General features: G+C 63.4%; 16 protein-coding genes and 2 pseudogenes. 11 read left to right on the forward strand and 7 right to left on the reverse strand.

Annotated features, from left to right (window positions below; genetic code table 11):
* From QJT78_RS07565 to QJT78_RS07585, 5 genes and pseudogenes are all read left to right on the forward strand, one after another.
* The coding region (locus QJT78_RS07565; RefSeq protein ID WP_281460205.1) for a hypothetical protein at positions 1-193 on the forward strand (193 nt) is incomplete at its 5' end.
* Between the two features lie 461 nt (positions 194-654).
* A complete protein-coding gene (locus tag QJT78_RS07570) occupies positions 655-816 on the forward strand; it encodes a hypothetical protein (protein WP_224517568.1) in 162 nt (53 codons plus the stop codon).
* A 28-nt stretch (positions 817-844) separates the two neighbouring features.
* Entirely contained in the window at positions 845-1,087 is a 243-nt protein-coding gene (locus QJT78_RS07575; protein WP_224517570.1) for a hypothetical protein, read from the forward strand.
* A gap of 470 nt (positions 1,088-1,557) precedes the next feature.
* Positions 1,558-1,898: pseudogene (locus tag QJT78_RS07580) on the forward strand (ATP-binding protein); the annotation flags it as partial.
* A gap of 1,655 nt (positions 1,899-3,553) precedes the next feature.
* Positions 3,554-5,161 (forward strand): recombinase family protein, encoded by a 1,608-nt coding sequence (locus tag QJT78_RS07585; protein ID WP_281460206.1) that lies wholly within the window; start codon positions 3,554-3,556, stop codon positions 5,159-5,161.
* A 69-nt stretch (positions 5,162-5,230) separates the two neighbouring features.
* Here QJT78_RS07585 and QJT78_RS07590 read toward each other — a convergent pair.
* The 6 genes and pseudogenes from QJT78_RS07590 to QJT78_RS07615 all read right to left on the reverse strand — a co-directional run.
* Positions 5,231-5,320, reverse strand: a pseudogene (locus QJT78_RS07590) (acyl-CoA thioester hydrolase); the annotation flags it as partial.
* Between the two features lie 69 nt (positions 5,321-5,389).
* Positions 5,390-6,304 carry a metallophosphoesterase gene (locus tag QJT78_RS07595; RefSeq protein WP_028150889.1) on the reverse strand — a complete coding sequence of 305 codons (915 nt, stop codon included), beginning with the start codon at positions 6,302-6,304 and terminating at the stop codon, positions 5,390-5,392.
* Positions 6,305-6,454: 150 nt separating this feature from the next.
* Positions 6,455-7,513: a Holliday junction branch migration DNA helicase RuvB gene (gene ruvB / locus QJT78_RS07600; RefSeq protein ID WP_014492331.1), complete on the reverse strand. Its 1,059-nt coding sequence runs from the start codon at positions 7,511-7,513 to the stop codon at positions 6,455-6,457.
* Positions 7,510-8,127: a Holliday junction branch migration protein RuvA gene (ruvA, locus tag QJT78_RS07605; protein WP_028150890.1), complete on the reverse strand. Its 618-nt coding sequence runs from the start codon at positions 8,125-8,127 to the stop codon at positions 7,510-7,512. The genes ruvB and ruvA overlap by 4 nt, the downstream gene beginning before the upstream one ends.
* 142 nt (positions 8,128-8,269) lie before the next feature.
* The gene (gene ruvC, locus QJT78_RS07610) at positions 8,270-8,797 is read right to left on the reverse strand and encodes a crossover junction endodeoxyribonuclease RuvC (RefSeq protein WP_028157463.1); all 528 of its coding nucleotides are present in this window, start codon (positions 8,795-8,797) and stop codon (positions 8,270-8,272) included.
* 237 nt (positions 8,798-9,034) lie between these two features.
* Positions 9,035-9,781 carry a YebC/PmpR family DNA-binding transcriptional regulator gene (locus tag QJT78_RS07615; protein ID WP_028150892.1) on the reverse strand — a complete coding sequence of 249 codons (747 nt, stop codon included), beginning with the start codon at positions 9,779-9,781 and terminating at the stop codon, positions 9,035-9,037.
* A gap of 203 nt (positions 9,782-9,984) precedes the next feature.
* Between QJT78_RS07615 and QJT78_RS07620 the strand changes: the two genes are divergently transcribed.
* The 5 genes from QJT78_RS07620 to QJT78_RS07640 all read left to right on the forward strand — a co-directional run bounded on the left by QJT78_RS07620 (position 9,985) and on the right by QJT78_RS07640 (position 17,987).
* Positions 9,985-11,733 (forward strand): methyl-accepting chemotaxis protein, encoded by a 1,749-nt coding sequence (locus QJT78_RS07620; RefSeq protein ID WP_281460207.1) that lies wholly within the window; start codon positions 9,985-9,987, stop codon positions 11,731-11,733.
* A gap of 108 nt (positions 11,734-11,841) precedes the next feature.
* Positions 11,842-13,266, forward strand: coding sequence for a methyl-accepting chemotaxis protein (locus QJT78_RS07625; RefSeq protein WP_028150893.1), 1,425 nt, complete (start codon positions 11,842-11,844; stop codon positions 13,264-13,266).
* Between the two features lie 742 nt (positions 13,267-14,008).
* Positions 14,009-14,473 carry a (2Fe-2S)-binding protein gene (locus QJT78_RS07630; RefSeq protein WP_028150895.1) on the forward strand — a complete coding sequence of 155 codons (465 nt, stop codon included), beginning with the start codon at positions 14,009-14,011 and terminating at the stop codon, positions 14,471-14,473.
* Positions 14,474-14,481: 8 nt separating this feature from the next.
* On the forward strand, positions 14,482-16,647 hold the full coding sequence (locus QJT78_RS07635) for a molybdopterin cofactor-binding domain-containing protein (protein WP_038942111.1): 2,166 nt from the start codon (positions 14,482-14,484) through the stop codon (positions 16,645-16,647).
* Complete coding sequence (locus tag QJT78_RS07640) at positions 16,644-17,987, forward strand: cytochrome c (RefSeq protein WP_028150897.1); 1,344 nt, start codon at positions 16,644-16,646, stop codon at positions 17,985-17,987. The genes QJT78_RS07635 and QJT78_RS07640 overlap by 4 nt, the downstream gene beginning before the upstream one ends.
* A gap of 271 nt (positions 17,988-18,258) precedes the next feature.
* Here QJT78_RS07640 and QJT78_RS07645 read toward each other — a convergent pair whose 3' ends face one another.
* Positions 18,259-19,356: a cyclase family protein gene (locus QJT78_RS07645; protein WP_028150898.1), complete on the reverse strand. Its 1,098-nt coding sequence runs from the start codon at positions 19,354-19,356 to the stop codon at positions 18,259-18,261.
* Positions 19,357-19,475: 119 nt separating this feature from the next.
* Between QJT78_RS07645 and QJT78_RS07650 the strand changes: the two genes are divergently transcribed.
* Positions 19,476-20,549, forward strand: a complete 1,074-nt coding sequence (locus QJT78_RS07650) for a GTP-binding protein (protein WP_028150899.1) — start codon at positions 19,476-19,478, stop codon at positions 20,547-20,549.
* Positions 20,550-20,743: the final 194 nt, after the last annotated feature.

Consider the following 20,743-nt stretch of genomic DNA (forward strand, 5'->3'; position numbering starts at 1 on the left):
GATCATCAACCGCGGACGGCTGACGGAAAGCAAGAACATTGGTAGTCTCGGTCATGGCGTATCGCTCTCCTCGAGAGGTTCTGGCAGGCTCGTCACCCGCCTCGATACGCCGCCTTCCTCACACCGTCATCACCCAGATTCCGCCATAGCTCCGGACGGCGTGGTCTTGCCGATGTCTCGCGCGATTGCGTGACGATATCGTGGAGAACCTGTTTCCCATCAAGTACAACTAGGCCGTGAACCCATCTGTGGACGCCCCGCGAAATGCAGCGGTTTTTGAAACAGACCACGAAAAGCACCAGAGAGTTGCATGGCTACTGGGTCCACCATTGTGCCTCCGAAATCCCGCGCGCGCCGCCCTATCGCCTGAAGGGATTTCGTTGGAACCCGGCGCAACTGGAAAAACTGGTGCAACCACCAAGGACCGCCAGATGAGGGGTGAGCGCCACCTGGGTTTATTAACCCTCAGCCGATCATGCAGAAAGACGGCAAAAGGTGGCCCATCGGCGCCGATTATGGAACCGGCTGTGGTGTTAAATGCCCCGAAACGATAGCCGAAACGAAGGGGTGCTCCGGCTCCGCATACTCGGCTCACACACCGACGACTGGAGCGGGATCGCCCGCGATGACAAAGCAGAGCAAGCATAGATCAGCATGGCCTATCTGCAGAAGCAGCTCGCTAGGCAGCGAAAGGCCCTCGGCGAACTCGGTGAGCGCGTGTCGCGTGCCGAACGTGAGATCACGAAAGATCGCGACCACTGGCGCGATCGCGCCGACAGACTCGAGCCGGCATTGCTTGGACCTAGCGTCGACTGAAAACCCCGACACTGACGAAGAGAAGATCATGCCCGTACAAATGAACGCCGAGCTTTTCTGCAAGCTGCAGGAACTATCCCGCCATAACGCGGTCGCCCGCGCGCTTGTCTTCTTGTGGGAAACCGGCCCCCTGACCGACGAGGACTGGGCGACGAAGGCGATCTCTCTTCTCATTGATCAGAACGAAACGCTCTCGGCGATCGCCGTGGATGCGGAGAAGCGCGCCTGCCGCCTGCCCAAAACTCCGTCCGTAGCCTCACCCACACGTTGAGAGAGATCGTCCCGTGTCCGCCCCCCCAAGACCGTAACGCCGCACCCCGGGCCCGCGCTGCGGCTTGTCAGCGGCGCGAAGGAGCCGCTGCGGTGCCCCGCCGAAACGAGAAGACGCTTTGCTTCTACTTCAACCGGCGCGTGACCGATGACGAGATGCGGCACCTTCATGCGGTCATACGGCAGGCGGCAGCCTACTCGCCGATCATCGACGGCCAGCCCAGCAAGCAAACCACCGGAGTTCTCAGAGCAGGAGGCGGCGGCAGTGCTGCGGCGCTACCTGCTCATGCGCGATATTGACGGTCACTGAGAAAGTTCCTCTTTTGCATCCGCGCCCCCAACAAAATCTTCCTAAATTTCAAACTGAGACACTCCCTGTTGGTCGGTTCAACTCGCAGCGTCAGTACCCTGCTGATCTTCTCGATCGCGTCCGCCATTGTGCCTAAAAAAGACTTAATGCCAATCGTCTTCATCACACTTGCCAAGCGGGCACGCCGGCGACATAGCGACTCAGCCCGACAATGCCCGCGATTGCTCGCCATCAAGGTGCTGTGGCCACAGTTCGCCGAGCAGTCCGACAAAGAAGGTCGGCAGCCCGCTTCCTCGCCGTCATCGACGAGCACGAGATCGCCGAACGCGGCCGCCGTCACATCGAGCGCCATCTCGTGTCGCTCGGCTGCCAGCCGGAAAGACCTTCGACGACTTCGACTTCGAGGCCGTGCCGATGATCTCCAAGGCGCAGGTGACCGCGCTCGCCGCCGGCGACGGTGGTTGGGCAAGGGCGCCAATTGCTGCTGTTCGGCCCGCCCGGCGTGCATTCGTGGAACCGAACTTTCTGCTGCTTCTTCTCGCAAATGACCTCTCGCAACGTCGGCCGCATCAGCCAAAAAGCCGCCGGCTAACATTGATGATGAAGCCAGCGGGCGCGCCGATGTAGCAGAACATTGCGTCCTACGACTTTGATCAGTCGGTGGTCGACACCATGAGCGTCGCACGCCGCGACGAGCCGGTCCTTTTCATCGTTGCTGGCGACGGAGTGCATTTGATCGACGGCACCCATCGTCTTCGGCGACGAATTCAGGACTGGCCCAGCGACGTTGATCCGCGCCGCCGAGGACAATCTGCAATCATATGTCCGGCCACTTAGATAGAACGTAACTGCCCGGGATACCTACTTTGATTGTCCCGTAAATAGCGCGACGATGGCGCCGATCCCAGTAGAACACGCCGACCAGGCCGGCAATAAGGCTTATATAGAGGACGTGGGGGACAATGGAGGGTACTGCTTACTCGCTCTCCGCTGTGAGTGCCCTGCCGGCGGCCAATCGGCTCCTTCGTTCGGGCGACGATCAGAAGGCGGCGAACGATTATCTGCTGACCTGCGCTTCCTCGGAGACGACAAGGATTGAAGCAACGCAATCCACCGGGAGCAACAAGCCGCCGCCTCGGCCCATCAGACGCGTTTCCACGGTCATGATCAGCGCTTGCGAGGCCGGTTCGTGGAAAATTTTCGCGATTGGGTGGGCTCCTGCAAAAAGATTGTCTTTTCAGCCTCCACCGCATTTTGCGGCATGGGCCGAAGAAGGCCTCCCTTGTGGTCTTCCATATCTCCCCAAGCGACGAAGGTAGTGGCTAAAACAGGCGGCGTCTCAGCAATTCCTCCGTGCGTATACTCAGATCAGGACAACCGCATCTAGCGTCGTGTGCCACGATTTGTCGGCCGACCGCCGGATTTCACTGATCAATGAAGCCGTCTCGTCTGCGGCAACCGCTGGCATCAGACGGAGCGGATGCTCGAGCGGAGAACTGCACCGTTAAATATGGACACGGGCATCGGACTTTCGTCGCCGTCAGGCGCAAGTTTTTTTACTCCGCCTTGTTTGGCAAAAATTCTCTCGCCTACGACCGCTATCGCAGGAATGCGCTAGCGCCCCATGTGGAGCACCGCGACACCGGAAAACTCTCATTTTCATTGACCGCTGCAGCGGTCAACATGATTGGACCCACAATTACTCAGATCGAGACTTCCGTGAGCACTCCAGAGGCAAAGGTCAAGTGTCGACCTTCTGTGATTTCTATCGGCGCACGGCCAAGGCTGACGAAAGCTGTGGCCGAAGGACGATCTGAACCTGATCACCACGCCGACGAAAATTGTGAAATCAGGGAGGGGTCTCTGCCGGCGCGATCGACGCTCCGAATAACACAAGCCGGCACCGCAAGTGATCACAGCCCAGCTATCGCGCTGGGCGACAATTTACGTTAACGTTTGCCGGTCGGTCCATATGCGTACTCGAATCCGATCGCCTCGGAGGCAGAAGGCGATCATCCGACCGCTTGATCCTTCCCACCCTCAGGGTTGGGATAATCCTGACAATGAGGAAGTTTGGCTTGAGCTGGCGCGCGCCATCGGACGACAGATTGCACGAGACGAAAACCACGATTTGGAGCAGCCGAAAGGAAAAAGGGCATGATGACGGGGCCAACAAGAAAGAGGGCCGTGTTATACGCCCGCTATTCGAGCGACGTGCAAAAGGCGACCTCGATTGACGGTCAGCTATTGCTCTGCCGGAAGATCCCGGCACGCAACGACCTAGATGTCATCGGTGCATTTGTTGATGCCGCGAAGTCTGGCCTAACCGAAAATGCGAGGGACGGCTATCAGCAATTGCTCAATGGCGTGCGAAACCATGATTTTGATGTTGTGATCGTTGAGCATTTTGATCGCCTGTCGCGCGATCCCGCAACCATCCAGCGTCTCAAGCAAGTTTTCGAGTTCAATGGCGTTGAGCTGATGGATCAGAAAGGCGTTTACGCGACTGCCACCGACATCAGCATCGCAAGCCTCTACAACACGATTTATAAGCCGCAGCTCGCCGACAAGGTTCGGCGTGGCCATGATAATGCTGTCGCTAGTGGAAGAATTCCTGGCCCATACGCTTACGGTTACCGGCCAAGGCCGGGCGCGCCCGGTGAGCGCGTGATCGATGAGAACGAAGCGAAGATCGTGGTCCGCATCTTCACCGAATATGTATCGGGGCGTTCAACCCGAGATATTGCGGCCGATCTCACGCGCCAAGGCTTGCCCTCGCCTGGCGCCACCCGTCACAAGAACAAGGCTGGTCGCACGAACTGGAATCACCAGTGCATAACTGGCGGTCGCCACGGTCGCGGCATTATCGGCAACGAGCTGTATATCGGCGAAATACATTGGAACGTTCGATCAACAATTCTGAACCCGGAAACGCAGAAGAAACAGAAACGCCGCAATCCGGAAGACCGGCACATCATTGTCAAGAAGCCCGAGCTGCGGATTGTTCCGCAAGTGCTTTGGGACAGGGCGCAGAAGGTTCGCAGCGGCCGCGCCATCCATATGTTCGGACCGACGGGCAAGCCGCGGCGCCGTCCTGTGATCCCGCGCAATAATGAGCACCCACTTGCTGGGGTCCTCCGGTGTGGTGTCTGCAACGGGAATATGCGAATCGCTCAATCCTCCAGGAATGGCGCTCCGCGCGCCGCATGCGCCAACGCGCATCAACGAGGCACCTGTGAGCACACCCGGAGCTTTGACATGGACGTGCTACTTGAGGATGTCTCAAGCAAAATGGAATTAAAATTGCTTTCGCCCAAAGCGATTGAAGAGGCGATGCGTGCTTGGAAGGAGGAGCGTAAGAACGATCGGAAAAAGAACAGCGAACACGCAAATTTAGAGCGTAGACTCCGTACGTTGACCACTGAGATCGAACGCTTGTCATATGCCATCGCAAACAGCCGTCGCAAGCCGGATGAGTTGCTCAAGCGGATCGATGAGTGCGATGTGGAACGGGAAACCGTTAAGGAGCGCTTGCGGCTTCTGGGTAGTGGCAGCGAAAACGTGATCCCGTTCGACCATCCAAAGTTCGGTGACCGATATCGTCCGGAGGCCAAGAGACTGGTCACCGCGCTGAAGATTAATCCGAAGGCCATCGAAACCCGCGTCGCATTTCGCAACTTGATCGACAGCATCGTAGTGCATCCGGTTCGCAAGCGCGATGCCCTACGAATATACTCCGTACCTGAACAGCGCTTCCCTTTCTAGCATGAATCTTTTCCCCGAAAATCGACGCAAGACGAGAGAGATCAGTGCGTTCGTCTACTATGATAACGTCAAGTCAGAGAAGTCCGTATCCTCGTAGTAGACGCGGACCTGCATGTGATGGCGGCCGTCGCGGATCTCGCCGTCGAGATGGGCTGTCACGTCGCGAGCCTCTTCGCTTTTTGCAACCGGCCCGTTTTGCGCAAAAACAGCCGGCCGCGCAAGCGCAGGTTATGCCACGGCCGGCGTCCTTCCCAGCGTCACCTCGACGATTTCCGGCGGCACGCCGACGCGGACCGGCATGATGCTGCAACCGAGGCCGCCGGAGACGGTGACGTCGCATTTCAGCCGGAAGTGACCATAGGCGAGCCGCACGCCGTGCTGAGGCGAAACAGCCGGCGACCAGCCGAACAGGCGAACCTGGCCGCCATGGGTATGGCCGGACAGTTGCAGCGCGACGCGCGCGGGTACGAGCGGCGCGATATTTGGCTCATGCGCGAGCAGGATGACCGGCGCATCGTCGGTGACCTTCGCCAGCGTGCCCGCGAGATCGTCGGCGCCAAGCCGACGCGCGCGGCCATAGCGCTTCGCGGGATAGTAGGCGAGCTGATCGCCGAGGCCCGCGAGCCAGAAGGAGCGTCCGTCCTTGGTGAGACGCACGACGTCGTTCTCGTAGACGGGAATACCGGCCGCCTCCAGCGCGCGATGGGCGGCTGTCGGCCCGTGCCCGGCCTGCTGTACGGCCCTGTCCACCCAATAGTCGTGATTGCCCATGACGGCATGGACGCCGAGCGGTGCCTTGAGGCCCGCGAGCACCTTGGCCCATTCGCTCGACGGAATGATGCGCGTGACCTGGTGAACACCCGCGACATAGTCGCCGAGCAACACGATGACGTCGGCGTTGAGCGCATTGGTGCGATCGACGATGCCCTCGATCCGCTCCAGTGACATCCAGGGATCGCAGGCATGAATGTCGGTGACGATGGCGATCTTGAGCGGAAAATCCGCCGGCCATTGCCGCGGGGTCGGGTGATAGCGGGTGACGCGGAGCCGCAGCGGCTCGACGCCGACGCCATAGGCCGCGGTCGAGACGCCGAGCGCGGACAGGCCGCCGATGGAACGGATGAGATGACGACGCGTGATCATGGAAGCCCGATGATGATGCAGCTTTGTGATGCGGCCCGATTGGAGCGGAATTGGGGTCCGCTCGTGCAGACGGCCTGCATTTGCATGCAGACCGTTTGCACAAAGGTTACCGGAAGTTCATGACAACCGATGCACCTTGCATCAACGCAATCAGTCGTCGCTCTCGTCGGTGCCGAACAGGCCGAACTGTGCCGCGGCATCGCGCGAGGGCTCGGCGATGCCGAGATGGCGGAAGGCGTGCGAGGTGAGCAGGCGGCCGCGCGGGGTGCGCTGGAGATAGCCGCACTGAATGAGATAAGGCTCGATGATGTCCTCGATCGCATCGCGCGGCTCGGACAGCGCGGCGGCCATCGTCTCGACGCCAACCGGGCCGCCACCATAGTTCTGCGCGATGGTCGTGAGATAGCGGCGGTCCATGGCGTCAAGGCCGGCGGCGTCGACCTCAAGCGCGCTCAGCGCATGATCGGCGATCTTGCGGTCGATCGAGGCGGCATCAGCGGCGGAGGCGAAATCGCGCACGCGCCGCAACAGGCGGCCGGCGATGCGCGGCGTGCCGCGGGCGCGGCGCGCGATCTCGTTGGCACCGTCGGCACTCATGCCGACATTGAGCACGCGCGCGCCGCGGGTGACGATGCTTTCCAGCTCCTCGATCGTATAGAAGTTGAGGCGGACCGGGATGCCGAAGCGGTCGCGCAAGGGATTGGTGAGGAGGCCCGCGCGCGTGGTGGCGCCGACGAGCGTGAATTTCGACAGCTCGATCTTGACCGAGCGTGCCGCCGGGCCCTCGCCGATGATGAGGTCGAGCTGAAAGTCCTCCATCGCGGGATAAAGCACCTCTTCCACCGCCGGGCTGAGCCGATGGATCTCGTCGATGAAGAGCACGTCGCGCTCTTCGAGGTTGGTGAGGAGCGCGGCGAGATCGCCGGCCTTGGCGATTACGGGCCCCGAGGTGGCGCGAAAGCCGACGCCGAGCTCCTTGGCGACGATCTGCGCCAGCGTGGTCTTGCCGAGGCCGGGGGGGCCTACGAACAGCACGTGATCCAGCGCCTCGCCACGCTTGCGCGCTGCCTCGATGAAGATCGAGAGGTTCTTGCGCGCCTGCTGCTGGCCGACGAAGTCGGACAGCGATTGCGGACGCAGCGCGGTGTCGCCGACATCGTCGCTGCGGCGCTCGGGCGAGACCATGCGGTTGGCCTTGGGGTCGCTCACTTCGCGAGCTCCTTGAGGCCGAGCCGGATGAGCTGTGCGGTCTCGGCATTCTCACCCGCGCTCCGCGATGCCGATGCAATCGCCGCGGCGGCCTGCGGCTGGCCGTAACCGAGATTGACGAGCGCCGAGATCGCATCTGCCACCGGGCGCGGCGCGCGCTGGTCGTCGACGGCGCCGGCGAGATGCACGACGGCGGGATCGACATTGGCGAAGGCCGGCGCCTTGTCCTTCAATTCGGTGACGATGCGCTCGGCAACCTTGGGGCCGACGCCAGGCGTGCGCGCCACCGCAGCCTTGTCGCGCAGCGCGATGGCGTTGGCGAGATCGGAAGGCGCCAGCGTGCCGAGCACGGCGAGCGCGACCTTGGCGCCGACGCCCTGCACGGTCTGGAGCAGGCGAAACCATTCGCGCTCCTGATCGGTGCGGAAGCCGAACAGTTTGATCTGGTCCTCGCGGACATAGGTCTCGATCGACAGCACCGCGGCCTCGCCGGGCGCCGGCAGATGCTGCAGCGTGCGCGCCGAGCAATGCACCTGATAGCCGACGCCGCCGACATCGAGGAGGACATAATCCTCGCCGTAGGAATCGATCAGGCCCTTGAGCTTGCCGATCATCTCGGGACCTCGGCTACGGCAGGCACTTCTCTCTCGTCATGGCCGGGCTTGACCCGGCCATCCACGCCTTCGATGTCGGCAAGGAAGAACGTGGATGCCCGGGACAAGCCCGGGCATGACGGCGGGGATGCGTGACGATCGATCATATCCCCACCACCTTCAGCCTGAGTGCCGTGCTCTGGCGGTGATGAGCGTGGGTGATGGCGATGGCGAGCGCGTCGGCGGCGTCCGCGGACGGCGGCTCGGCTTTCGGCAGCAAAATCTTCAGCATCATCGCGATCTGGTGCTTGTCGGCGTGGCCGGCGCCGACCACCGTCTTCTTGACCTGGTTCGGCGCGTATTCGGCGACGGTAATGCCGAACATCGCGGGCGCCAGCATGGCGACGCCGCGGGCCTGGCCGAGCTTCAGCGTCGCAACGCCGTCCTTGTTCACAAAGGTCTGCTCGACCGCGGCTTCCATCGGCTTGTGACCGGACAGGACGGCGGCAAGCCCCTCATGGATCGCGAGCAGCCGGCTCGCCAGCGGCAAATCGTCCGGCGGTTCCACCGAGCCGCAGGCGACGTAGATCAAACGATTGCCCTCGGCCTCGATCACGCCCCAGCCGGTGCGGCGCAGGCCGGGGTCGATGCCGATGATGCGAACGGGGCCACGAATCGGGAGCGCAGTCATGGGCCAGTGATAGCGGCTGGCTGCGGTGGGGGAAACAGAAACAGAACGGAAGTAACAGGGGAAGTGGGGTGTCGCGATTGGGTGCCCGCGATGACGACCACAAGACACGCGGTCATGCCCCGCGAAAGCGGGTTTCCAGTACGCCGCGGCTTCTCCGTTTCGCTCAGACATCTCTGGAAGACTGGGTCGCCCGGTCAAGCCGGGCGACGACAGCGGAATCCGGGGCTGGTGGCGACCTCAGCCGCCCATCTTCGCCATCAGCGCGTCCGACACCTCGAAATTGGCGTAGACGTGCTGGACGTCGTCGTGCTCGTTGAGCAGGTCCATCAGCTTCAGGAGCTTCTCGCCGGTCTCGTCGTCGACCGCGACCGTATTCTGCGGCTTCCAGATCAGAGCGGCCTTGCGCGGCTCGCCGAACTTGGCTTCCAGCGCCTTGGCGACGTCGCGATAGCCTTCGGTCGAGGCGTAGATCTCGTGTCCGCCTTCGCCCGAGACGACGTCGTCGGCGCCGGCCTCGATCGCGGCATCCAGCACCGCGTCGTCGGAGGCGACGCTGCGGTCGTATTCGATGATGCCGGTGCGGTCGAACATGAAGGAGACCGAGCCGGTTTCGCCAAGATTGCCGCCCGACTTGGTGAAGAAGGAGCGGATGTCGGAGGCGGCGCGGTTGCGGTTGTCGGTCAGCGCCTCGACGATGACGGCGACACCGCCGGGGCCGTAACCCTCGTAGCGGATCTCGTCATAGTTCTCGCCCTCATTGCCGAGCGCCTTCTTGACGGCGCGCTCGATATTGTCCTTCGGCATGTTCTCCTGGCGCGCCGCGATGATGGCGGCACGCAGGCGCGGGTTCATGTTGGGGTCGGGGGTGCCGAGCTTGGCCGCCACGGTGATTTCCCGCGCCAGCTTGCCGAACAGCTTCGACTTCTGGGCATCCTGCCGCCCCTTGCGGTGCATGATGTTCTTGAATTGGGAATGTCCGGCCATGCGTGTCTCGTCAGGAATCGTGCGCCAAAGGTGAGCGTGGGAAGCGCGGCCTTATAGGCCGCCAACCCACCGGAATGAAAGAGGCTCTACGACTTTAAGGTAATACCGTAGTGCCCCGTGCCTAGGAGTCAGGCACCGTTAACCATGATTTCATTCCGGCTTGCGAAAATAGCAACCGCCCGTTCCCCGACAAGAGTGACCTGATGGCGTTCGCATTGTTCCGGAAGCGTCTGCCCGACTTGTCCGCGCCCGTAGCACCCCCACAGGCCGCGCCGTCGCCGGTCGATCCCGCGCCTGCCCCGTCGGCCGAAGGCGATTCCGCCCGGGAAATCCTGGAACTGCTGGAACTCGAGCTCGGCGCCATGATCCGCCAGCTCGAGCGCGCCGCCAATTCAGTGGCCGGCGGCGCGGAGGCGACCGCGGCAACGCTCGCGGATATCCGCGAGCGCACCGACGCCCTCACCGGCCGCACCAATGCAGCGCAATCGACCGCCTCCACCTTTGCCCATGCCGCCGACAAGTTCACCCAGTCCGCGCAAGGCATCGGCGCGCAGGTGCGCGAGGCTGGCAAGCTCGCCGAGGAAGCCAGCGCCGCGGCGCAGGAAGCCCGCGCCAATGTCGACCGCCTGCGCGAATCCTCCGCCGCCATCGGCAATGTCGTCAATCTGATCGCCCAGATCGCGCGGCAGACGACGCTGCTCGCACTCAACTCGACCATCGAGGCCGCGCGTGCGGGTGCGGCCGGCAAGGGCTTTGCGGTCGTCGCCACCGAAGTGAAGGCGCTCGCGGTGCAGACCCAGGGTGCGACGGAGGAGATCGCCAGGAAGATCGACGCGCTCCAGCGCGACGCCGCCGGCTCGGCCGACGCCGTGCACCGCATCGCGCAGGCGATCGAGGCGATCCGCCCGGTGTTCGACACCGTCAACGGCGCGGTGGCCGAGCAGAATGCCACCACCAGCGAGGTCTCCGGCAACGCGGCCAGCGCGTCGCAGTTCATCATCTCGGTCGGCGAGAGCGCGGCCGAGATCGACGCCGCGACCAAGGCGGCCGAGACCCACGGCGAGAACGTCGCCAGCGCCGGCAAGGCCGTCACCACCTTCGCGCGGAAGCTGAAATCGCGCTGTGCGGTGCTGCTCCGCCAGAGCGAGCATGACGACCGTCGCAAGACCGAGCGGCTGCCCTGCCATCTCAAGTTCGAAACCGCGCGCGGCGTGTTGCAGGTCTACGAGATCGCGATGGACGGCGTGCTGATCGGCGGCGCGGAGGCGGCGAAGCTTGCCACGCAGGCCGTCATCGACGGCACGCTCGAAGGCGTCGGCGCCTGCCGCCTGCGCGTGATCGAGCAGTCCAAGGCCGGCGCCCGCGCGCAGTTCGTCAGCCCCAACGCCGATCTCAGCGAGAAGATCGAAGACAGGCTCTGGTCGATCCACGAGGAGAATACCGAGTTCGTCACCCGCGCCATGGAAGCCGGCACGGCGCTGACCCGGATTTTCGAGCAGGCGGTTGCACGCGGCGAGATCAAGATCGACGACCTCTTCGACACCGATTATGCGGAGATCGCCGGCACCAATCCGCAGCAATACCGCACGAAATATCTGGACTGGGCCGACCGCGCGCTGCCGCCATTCCAGGAAGCCTTTCTCGCCAAGGAGCCGCGCATGGCGTTCTGCGCCATGGTCGACCGCAACGGCTTCCTGCCGGTGCACAACAAGATCTATTCGCATCCGCAGCGGCCGGGCGACACCGCCTGGAACACCGCCAACAGCCGCAACCGGCGGATCTTCAACGATCCGGCGGGGCTCGCCGCCGCCCGCAACCTGCGCTCGTACCTGGTCCAGAGCTATGCCCGCGACATGGGCAATGGCAACACCGTGATGATGCGCGAGATCGACGTCCCGATCCGCGTCCAGGGCCGGCACTGGGGCGGATTCCGCACGGCTTACAAGCTGTAGTGCACGCTCAGGCAAGACGCCGGCCGCGAATCATCCTTTAAGGCTGGAATTGGAATGGGAATGCCGCGGAGAGCCGGCGAACGGCTCTGACTGGAGGACTCTCAAAACATGTCCGTCGCACAATTTGCAGTCCTGGACACCGGCTCCAACCGGACACTTGCCGAACGTCTGATCGACCAGCTCGCCGACCGCATCGGCGGCCTCGGCGTCGAGCTCGCTGACATCGCCGGCAACGTCCAGGAAGTCGCAAACCGCGTCGCGAACCAGTCCGAACGGTTCCATCACCTCCAGGAGACGGCCGAGACGATGGTCTCGGCCAATCACGATATCGCCAATGCCTCACAAGCGGTGCAATCGACCGCATCGGCGGCGGTCGGCGAGATCGCGCAGTCGCGCGTCGCGGTCGACACCGCGGTCAGCCACATCTCCGAGCTCGTCGCGGCCGTGGAGCGGATCGAGGCGCGCCTGAGCGCGGTCGGCTCGGCGTTGGCGCAGGTGGCAAAAGTGTCCGGCTCGATCGAGGCGATCGCCAAGCAGACCAATTTGCTCGCGCTCAATGCCACCATCGAAGCGGCTCGCGCCGGCAATGCCGGCCGCGGTTTTGCGGTGGTGGCAAGCGAAGTCAAGAATCTCGCGGAGGCTACCCGTGCGGCCACGCATCAGATCTCCGACACCGTGCGCGATCTCGACGGCCAGATCGAAGGCCTGATCGGCGAGAGCAGCGACGCCTCGCAACGCGCCAAGACCGCCGGCGAAGGCGCCCAGCAGATCTCCGGCATCATCTCGCGGGTCCAGCAGGGTTTTGCCTCGGTGGAAGCGGAGATCGACAGCGTCACGCGCGCCGCCACCTCCAACCTCGGCCATTGCGACACGGTCATCAGCGAGCTCAACGAGCTCGCCAAGGGCGTCGACCTGTCCTCGCGCGATCTCAAGAACGCCGATCAGCGCGTGACAAGACTGCTCGACACGTCCGAAGCGCTGATCGCAATGATCGCCGACAGCGGTGTGGAGACATCTGATGCGCCGCTGATCCGCGCCGTCGTCGAGACCGCAAAGCGGATCTCGGACGAGTTCGAGGCCGCAATCGAGCGTGGCGAGATCACGCTCGACCAGCTCATGGACGAGAACTACCGGGAAATCCCCGGCACCGATCCCAGGCAATACAAGACCAACTATGTCGACTTCACCGACCGCGTGCTGCCCGCCATCCAGGACCCGATCCAGAAGTCAGATCCCCGCATCGTGTTCTGCGTCGCCTGGGCCAAGGGCGGCTATCTGCCGACCCACAACCCGAACTACCGCCTGCCGCAGGGCAAGGATCCCGTCTGGAACAATGCCAACTGCCGCAACCGCCGCCTGTTCAGCGACCGCGCGGTGAAGAAGGTCGCGGCCAACACAAAACCGTTCCTGCTCCAGACCTATCGCCGCGACATGGGCGGCGGACAGTTCGTGCTGATGAAGGACCTGTCCTCGCCGATCGTGATCCGCGGCAAGCACTGGGGCGCCTTCCGGATGGGTTTTCGGCAGAGCTGACGACCGCCGCGACGCCGCCCTGGCGTCCCTGAATCAAAAATCTGGAAAACAACCCCATGCACAGTAGCCAGGGCGTGGGGAATCAAGGACTTACGCCGGCAGGCCAGGACGCAGTTTGACGCGTCGGGCAAAACAGGCGAATAATACTACTATTCCGAAATCACCCATACGTGCAGACAAACCCCTCACCCGGGTCAGTCTGCATCTGCCAGCGCAGCAGCCCGCTCCCGCAAAGTGGAGCTATCGCGTATGGCATTTTGCACGACCTGAGCGCGCGCCTCGTCCTTCGAGACGACCGCTTCGCGGTCTCCTCAGGATGAGGCTAAGCGGCATCGGTGCTCGTCAAAACGACGGCCGCACACTCGGTCCTCATCCTGAGGGCCCGCCGCAGGCGGGCGTCTCGAAGGATGGCCGCGAGCAAGGACGTGCCACGGCCCGGCTTTTCCAATCGCACGAATTTCGTCATCGCATGAATTTCCGCATTCGCACGATCATCTGCGGCGATCAACGATGCGTGCGACGAAAATGCGTCAAAACATGACGGTTGTCATATCAATTAGCCCAATTCCGTTGCAGTGATCGCCGCACAAATTCGTGAACGTCATGGCCTGACGCGTCGGCAACGCAAATATGCATCGCCGGAAATTCTGGCGCTTCATCGTTTCGCATCAGTATGATTATTGTCGCGCACGAATTCGCCGACGAGATCGCCGCAAGCGATCAAGCGAGCAAGGGGATGCTTATGGCAACAACTCTCACCATCAATGGCGAAACCAAATCGTTCGACGCGCCGCCGGAAATGCCGCTGCTGTGGGTGCTGCGCGACATCCTCGGCATGACCGGCACCAAGTTCGGCTGCGGCATCGCGCAATGCGGCGCCTGCACGGTGCATATCGACGGCAAGGCGGTGCGCTCCTGCGTGCTGCCGGTCAGCGCGGTCGCGAATCGTGCCATCACCACCATCGAGGCCGTCGGCAACACGCCCTCGGGTGCGAAGGTGCAGAAGGCCTGGCTCGATGCCGAAGTGATCCAGTGCGGCTATTGCCAGTCGGGCCAGATCATGGCCGCGGCAGCACTGCTGGCGTCAACACCGCACCCGGATGATTCCGACATCGACGCCGCGATGGCCGGTAACATCTGCCGCTGCGGCACCTATGTCCGCATCCGCGAGGCCATCAAGCAAGCGGCCTCCGGCCGGCAGTCGTGAGGTCCGCCATGAATGCACACAACAACGTCTCCCGCCGCGCGCTTCTGACCGGCGGTCTCGCCACCGGTGTCCTGCTCGCCTTCCATCTGCCGCTGCGCGCCGCCCCCAACGAGCCGGTGCAACGCGATGTGACCGACGGCAAGTTCGCCCCGAATGCCTTCATCCGCATCGACGAGACCGGCCGCACGATCCTGATGATGCCGCAGGTCGAGATGGGCCAGGGCACCTACACCTCGATCTCGGCCGTGATCGCCGAAGAGTTAGATGCCGACTGGAGCAAGGTCGAGGTCCAGCACGCGCCGCCCAACGACAAGCTCTACGGCAATCCGACCTTCGGTCTCCAGGTCACCGGCAATTCCAACTCGATCCGCGCCTGGTGGCTGCCGCTGCGCAAGGCCGGCGCCACCGCCCGCGCGATGCTGGTGCAGGCCGCGGCCAGCCAGTGGGGCGTCGAGCCCGGAAGCTGCACGGCGTCGAAGGGCGAGGTCGCGCATGCCGCAAGCGGCCGCAAGCTCGGCTATGGCGCGCTCGCGCTCACAGCCCAGAGCCAGACGCCGCCGAAGGACGTCGCCATCAAGGATCCCAAGGATTTCGTCCTGATCGGCCAGCCGCTGAAGCGGCTCGATACGCCGGACAAGGTCAACGGCAAGGCTCTCTACGGCATTGACGCGATCCTGCCCGGCATGAAGATCGCCGCGATCGCCAATTGCCCGGTGTTCGGCGGCAAGGTCGGCAAGGTCGACGACAGCGCCGCGACGAAAGTCGCCGGCGTACGCAAGATCGTCGTGCTCGACGACGCCGTCGCCGTGATCGGCGATCACATGTGGGCGGCGAAGAAAGGTCTCGAAGCGCTCAAGATCGAGTGGAACGAGGGATCGAACGCCAATATCTCCACCAAGGACATCTGGGACGATCTGCGCAAGGCCAGCGAGAAGGACGGCGCGGTCGCAAAATCCGACGGCGACATCGCCAAGGCGCTTGCCAGCGGCGACAGGTTCGAGGCGGCCTACGAGTTGCCGTTCCTCGCGCATGCCTCGATGGAGCCGATCAACGCCACCGTCCACGTCAGGCCGGATGCCTGCGAGATCTGGACCGGCACGCAGATCATGACCCGCGTGCAGTCGGAAGCAGCGAAGGCCGCCGGCCTTCCCGTCGACAAGGTGATCGTCAACCAGCATTTGCTCGGCGGCGGTTTCGGCCGCAAGCTCGAGCCGGACATGGTGGTCGCGGCGGTCAAGATCGCCAAGCAGGTCGACTATCCCGTGAAGGTGGTGTGGACCCGCGAAGAGGACATCCAGCACGACGTCTACCGCCCGGTCTATCGCGACCAGATCACGGCATCGCTGGTCGACGGCAAGGTCGCAGGCTGGAAGTACAAGGTCGCGGGCTCCGCTGTGCTGGCACGCTGGCTGCCGCCGGCGTTCCAGAAGGGCATCGACATCGACGCGATCGACGCAGCGGTGGATGCGCCCTACGACTTCGCCAACTTCCATGTCGAATATGTCCGCGCCGAACCACCGGCGGTGCCGACCGGCTTCTGGCGTGGCGTCGGCCCGAACAACAACGTATTCGCGGTCGAATGCGCGATGGACGAGCTCGCGCGCAAGGCCGGCAAGGATCCGATCGAATTCCGGAAGTCCATGCTGACCAAGAATCCGCGCATGCTCGCGGTGCTCAACCAGGTCGCCGAAAGATCCGGCTGGGGCCAGAAGCTGCCGCCGCGCGTCGGCCGCGGCATCTGCGTGCAGCCGTCCTTTGCAAGCTTCATCGCAACCGTGGTGGAAGCCGAGATCGACGACATCGGCGAGATCACGCTGCGCCGCATCACCTCGGTGGTGGATACCGGCATCGCGGTCAACCCCGACACGGTGAAGGCGCAGATCGAGGGCGGGCTGATCTTCGGCCTCACCGCCGCGCTCTATGGCGAGATCACCATCGACAAGGGCCGCGTGCAGCAGTCGAACTTCCACGACTACCGCATGATGCGCATCAACGAGACGCCGAAGATCGAGGTCATCGTGGTCAAGAGCGGCGAGGCGCCCGGCGGCATCGGCGAAGCCGGCGTCAATGCCGGACCGCCGGCGCTGCGCAACGCGATTTACGCCGCAACCGGCGTGGCGCTGCGGCGCCTACCGATCGACCGGAAACTTCTGGCTGCGGGGAAGAAGGCATGAGCGGCAAGATGCGTATCCTCACAAGCCTGGTCGTGATCGCCGTCGTGGTGGCGGCGCTCGGCGTCTGGATCATCCGCGGGCCCGGCCCGCTCGACTTCGCCGGCGGCACCAAAGTGGCGCTGGCGGATTATCGCGCAGGCAAGCCGACCGGCGTACCGGCAAAGCTCGAGAAGGCAAGCCTGGTCGAGCGCGGCGAGTATCTCGCGAAGGCGGCCGACTGCATGGTCTGTCACACCAAGCCCGGCGAGAAGGAATATTCCGGCGGGCTCGGCTTCAAGCTGCCGTTCGGCACGCTCTATTCGACTAACATCACGCCGGACAAGGACACCGGCATCGGCAATTACAGCGACCAGGATTTCCTCAACGCGGTCCAGCGCGGCACGCGTCATGACGGCGCGCGGCTCTATCCGGCCATGCCCTACACGTCCTACACCTATATGACGGACGAGGACGTGCTGGCGGTGAAGGCGTATCTGTTCAGCCTGCCGGCGGTGCGCGCGAAAGCGCCCGACAATACGCTGTCGTTCCCGTTCAACCAGCGCTGGGCGATGATCTTCTGGTCGGCCGTGTTCAATCCGGACACGCGCTTTACGCCGGATACCTCGAAGAGCCCGGAGTGGAACAGAGGTGCGTATCTCGCCGAAGCGCTGGCGCATTGCGGCGAGTGCCACACGCCGCGCAATCTCGGCTTTGCGCTCGACAACCGCAAGAAGTTCGGCGGCGCGATCACGGCGGGCTGGCGCGCTTTCAACATCTCCTCCGACAAGGCCACCGGCCTCGGCAATTGGCGCGACGAGGACCTGATCTCGTATCTCTCGCTCGGCCACGCGCCGGGCCACGGCTCGGCCTCGGGTCCGATGGGCGAGGCGGTCGATCGCAGCTTCAGCAAGTTCGCTCCCGAAGACATCCGCGCGATCGTCGCCTATCTGCGCAGCGTGCCGCCGGTGGCCTCGCCCGACCTGCCTGCCACCACGGCTCCGGTCGCGCCCGCCTCGCACAAGGACGGCGTCACGGCCGACGCACGCGGCAAGAAGGTGTTCGCCAGCGCCTGCGCCAGCTGCCACGGCTGGAGCGGCGAGAGCCCGGTCTCGCCGATGGCGACGCTGACCGGCACCTGGGCCGTCAACGACCCCGCCGCCACCAACGTCGCGCAGATCGTGCTGTCAGGCACCAAGCGGCATACGCCGGATGGCGCGCTCTCGATGCCGGCGTTCGGCGATGCGTATAGCGACGACGAGATCGCGGCGGTGGCGAATTACGTCACGGCACGATTCGGCACCAAGGGCTCGAAGCTGACGGCGAAGGATGTCGCTGAGCTGCGGGAGCAGACGGCGGAGTAATGCTCTGGCGAGATTGATGCGCGAGCGCGCGCGTCAATCTCCGCTGTCGTCCCGGACAAGCGAAGCGCAGATCCGGGACCCATACCCACAGGGCGGGATTTGGCGAAGATTGGGTGTGGGAGCTGTGCCCCACACTACTCCCTGGGGTTATGGGTCCCCGCCCCCGTGCGCAATTGCGCACTAGGCGGGGACGACGGCGAGTGTGTGGCAACGCTTTCAGCCCAACCAAAACTTCGGCGTGGGCTTCCCTGCCCCACGCCAATGCGTATCGTCACGTAATCGCAATCGGGCAGCCGTTGCTGCCCGTTGCGCCCTTGATGGGGGCCGGGGTGAAGGAATAGACGAACTGGTATTTCTTGTCGGCGATCAGATCGTCGAAGATCAGGTTCTCGTGGTTGTGGATGCCGTGCTTGGTCTGCAGCTCGGCGTGAACCACGAAGGCGAGCGACTTGTCGGGATTGGGCACCACCTCGACCGCCCAGGTGTCTGCGCCGGTCAGCGCAAGATCCTTTTCGACCACCCACTTCGCAGCGTCGAGGCCGATGCCCGGCTCGCCGCTGTTGAAGCGATCGTTGTTCTTCATCCACAGCGAGCCCCAGCCGGTGTGGAACATGATCGCGTCGCCAGGTTTGATGTCGCTCTCGGGGATATTCTGCTTCGCCAGCGCCGCCTTGATGTCAGCCGAGGTGATCTCCTGCCCCGCATCCATCATGCCGCCCTTGAGCGCGACCATGTCGATCAGATGCGCGCGGGTGAAGATCGGCTTGAGCTTCTCGACGCCAAGCTTCTTGAGCCCGTATGCGTCGCTAATTTCTGCGGCTGTGAAGCCATTGTAGAATCGCATCTCGCTCTTGTCGCCGTCCTTGCCCATCTGGATGCCGATATGGCCGAGGCCGTCGAACTGCGTACCGGTCTGGCCGATCTCGGTGGCCAGGAATTCGTCGTGATAGACCATCTTATTGTCACCGAACGGGCCGCCGGTCGGGCTGCCGGGAATGCGCAGTGCGAATACACGCGCACCAAACAGCGGCATGGCGGCTTCGTAGACGCGGCCGATCTTGTAGATCTTGCCGTCCTTGATCCATTTCGCCGCGTCGAGGACCTTCGCCGGGGTCATGTGGTTGGATGCGCCGGACTCGTCATCCTTACCCCATTTCGATGGCCACCAGGGCTTGTCGGTGCCCTTGGGCATGGAGGTTGCAGTCTGCGCCTGGGCCTCGCTGATCGGCGCAAGCGAGAACTTGCCGTGCATCGAGCCGGCGAGCGCGGCTCCAGCAACGCCGGCGATGCCCGCGGTGCGGAGCAAGGTCCGGCGATCCGTCGTGGAGCCGCCGCCGTCTTGATCTACGTCATTGATCTCGTTAGACATTGCACCCTCCCAGGTTGTGGTCAGAACAAACTCTGACTCTGAAATTGTTTCTGCTAGCCTCCTCCTCCGCTACGCTGTTGTCCAGCGACAAAAATAAGACGGTCGACGCGAGACTTCCCATGAGCCTGTTCGAAAGCGATAAATCCGCGCAGCGACTTCCGGTCTCGCTGATCACCGGCTTTCTCGGCAGCGGCAAGACCACGCTGCTCAATCGCCTGCTGCGCCACGACGACATGAAGGACAGCGCCGTCATCATCAACGAATACGGCGAAGTCAGCCTCGACCATCTCCTGGTCGAACGCGTCGATGGCGAAGTCGCCGTGCTTGCGAGCGGATGCATCTGCTGCACCATCCGCAGCGACCTGGAGCAGACGCTGCGAGACCTTCTGGTGAAGCGGGACCGTGGCGAGATTCCGCCGTTCCGCCGCATCCTTGTCGAGACCACCGGGCTCGCAGATCCCGCACCGATCGTGCAGCTTCTGCTCAACAATCCGCTCGTCTCGCACTTCCTGCGGCTCGACACGGTCGTGACCACGGTCGACGCAGTCAACGCACCGCATCAGCTCGATCGTCAATATGAAGCGGTGAAGCAGGTCGCATTGGCCGATCGGCTGCTGATCACCAAACAAGATCTGGCCGAGGATATCGTGACGTTGGAGTTACGCCTCCGGCGGCTCAATCCCGGCGCTCGAATTGAAGCCGTTGATCACGGCAGGATCGATCCGGCAAACCTGTTCGGCGCGGGCCTGATCGATCCGGAGAAGAAAAGGATCGACGTCGCGCGCTGGCTCAATGAGCACGCCTTCACCGCACCGCACGCGCATGCCAGCCATGCGCATCACGATCATCACGCGCACCACGATCATGACCGTGACCATCATGACCACGACGCGTCGATCGCGAGCTTCATGCTGGCGTTCGACGAGCCGCTCGACTGGATGGCCGTGACGCGCTGGCTTGCGCATTTACGCAACGCGCGCGGCCAGGATCTGCTGCGGGTGAAGGGGATCCTCAATCTCCGTGACGAACCGGCGCCGATCGTGATCCATGGCGTGCATCACGTCTTCCATCCGCCGGTCGCGCTCAGCGGCTGGCCCGACAGCGATCGCCGCTCGCGCATCGTGTTCATCACACGCGGGATCTTGCGCGCGGAAGTGCTTGAGCTCTGGCAGGCCGTTCGCGCCGCGGCGTGAGGCGATTGATGCGCAGCTGCGCGCGTCAATTTCAACTGTCGTCCCGGACAAGCGAAGCGCAGATCCGGGACCCATACCCACAGGAAGCAGTTTTGCGAAGACTCGGAGTGGCCAGTCTAGCACCACAACTACTCCCTGGGGTTATGGGTCCCCGCGCCCCGTGCGCAATTGCGCACTAGGCGGGGACGGCACCG

This window comes from Bradyrhizobium sp. Mp27 (genome assembly GCF_029953005.1).
Classification (GTDB): Bacteria; Pseudomonadota; Alphaproteobacteria; order Rhizobiales; family Xanthobacteraceae; genus Bradyrhizobium; species Bradyrhizobium barranii.

Excerpts from the sequence above, each read along its gene's own strand:
- QJT78_RS07640 (WP_028150897.1), top strand. The coding sequence starts at position 16,644 with ATGAGCGGCAAGATGCGTATCCTCACAAGCCTGGTCGTGATCGCCGTC.
- QJT78_RS07595 (WP_028150889.1), bottom strand. The coding sequence starts at position 6,304 with ATGATCACGCGTCGTCATCTCATCCGTTCCATCGGCGGCCTGTCCGCG.
- QJT78_RS07645 (WP_028150898.1), bottom strand. The coding sequence starts at position 19,356 with ATGTCTAACGAGATCAATGACGTAGATCAAGACGGCGGCGGCTCCACG.
- QJT78_RS07570 (WP_224517568.1), top strand. The coding sequence starts at position 655 with ATGGCCTATCTGCAGAAGCAGCTCGCTAGGCAGCGAAAGGCCCTCGGC.
- QJT78_RS07620 (WP_281460207.1), top strand. The coding sequence starts at position 9,985 with ATGGCGTTCGCATTGTTCCGGAAGCGTCTGCCCGACTTGTCCGCGCCC.
- QJT78_RS07575 (WP_224517570.1), top strand. The coding sequence starts at position 845 with ATGCCCGTACAAATGAACGCCGAGCTTTTCTGCAAGCTGCAGGAACTA.
- QJT78_RS07615 (WP_028150892.1), bottom strand. The coding sequence starts at position 9,781 with ATGGCCGGACATTCCCAATTCAAGAACATCATGCACCGCAAGGGGCGG.
- QJT78_RS07630 (WP_028150895.1), top strand. The coding sequence starts at position 14,009 with ATGGCAACAACTCTCACCATCAATGGCGAAACCAAATCGTTCGACGCG.
- QJT78_RS07635 (WP_038942111.1), top strand. The coding sequence starts at position 14,482 with ATGAATGCACACAACAACGTCTCCCGCCGCGCGCTTCTGACCGGCGGT.
- ruvA (WP_028150890.1), bottom strand. The coding sequence starts at position 8,127 with ATGATCGGCAAGCTCAAGGGCCTGATCGATTCCTACGGCGAGGATTAT.
- ruvC (WP_028157463.1), bottom strand. The coding sequence starts at position 8,797 with ATGACTGCGCTCCCGATTCGTGGCCCCGTTCGCATCATCGGCATCGAC.
- QJT78_RS07625 (WP_028150893.1), top strand. The coding sequence starts at position 11,842 with ATGTCCGTCGCACAATTTGCAGTCCTGGACACCGGCTCCAACCGGACA.
- QJT78_RS07585 (WP_281460206.1), top strand. The coding sequence starts at position 3,554 with ATGATGACGGGGCCAACAAGAAAGAGGGCCGTGTTATACGCCCGCTAT.
- QJT78_RS07650 (WP_028150899.1), top strand. The coding sequence starts at position 19,476 with ATGAGCCTGTTCGAAAGCGATAAATCCGCGCAGCGACTTCCGGTCTCG.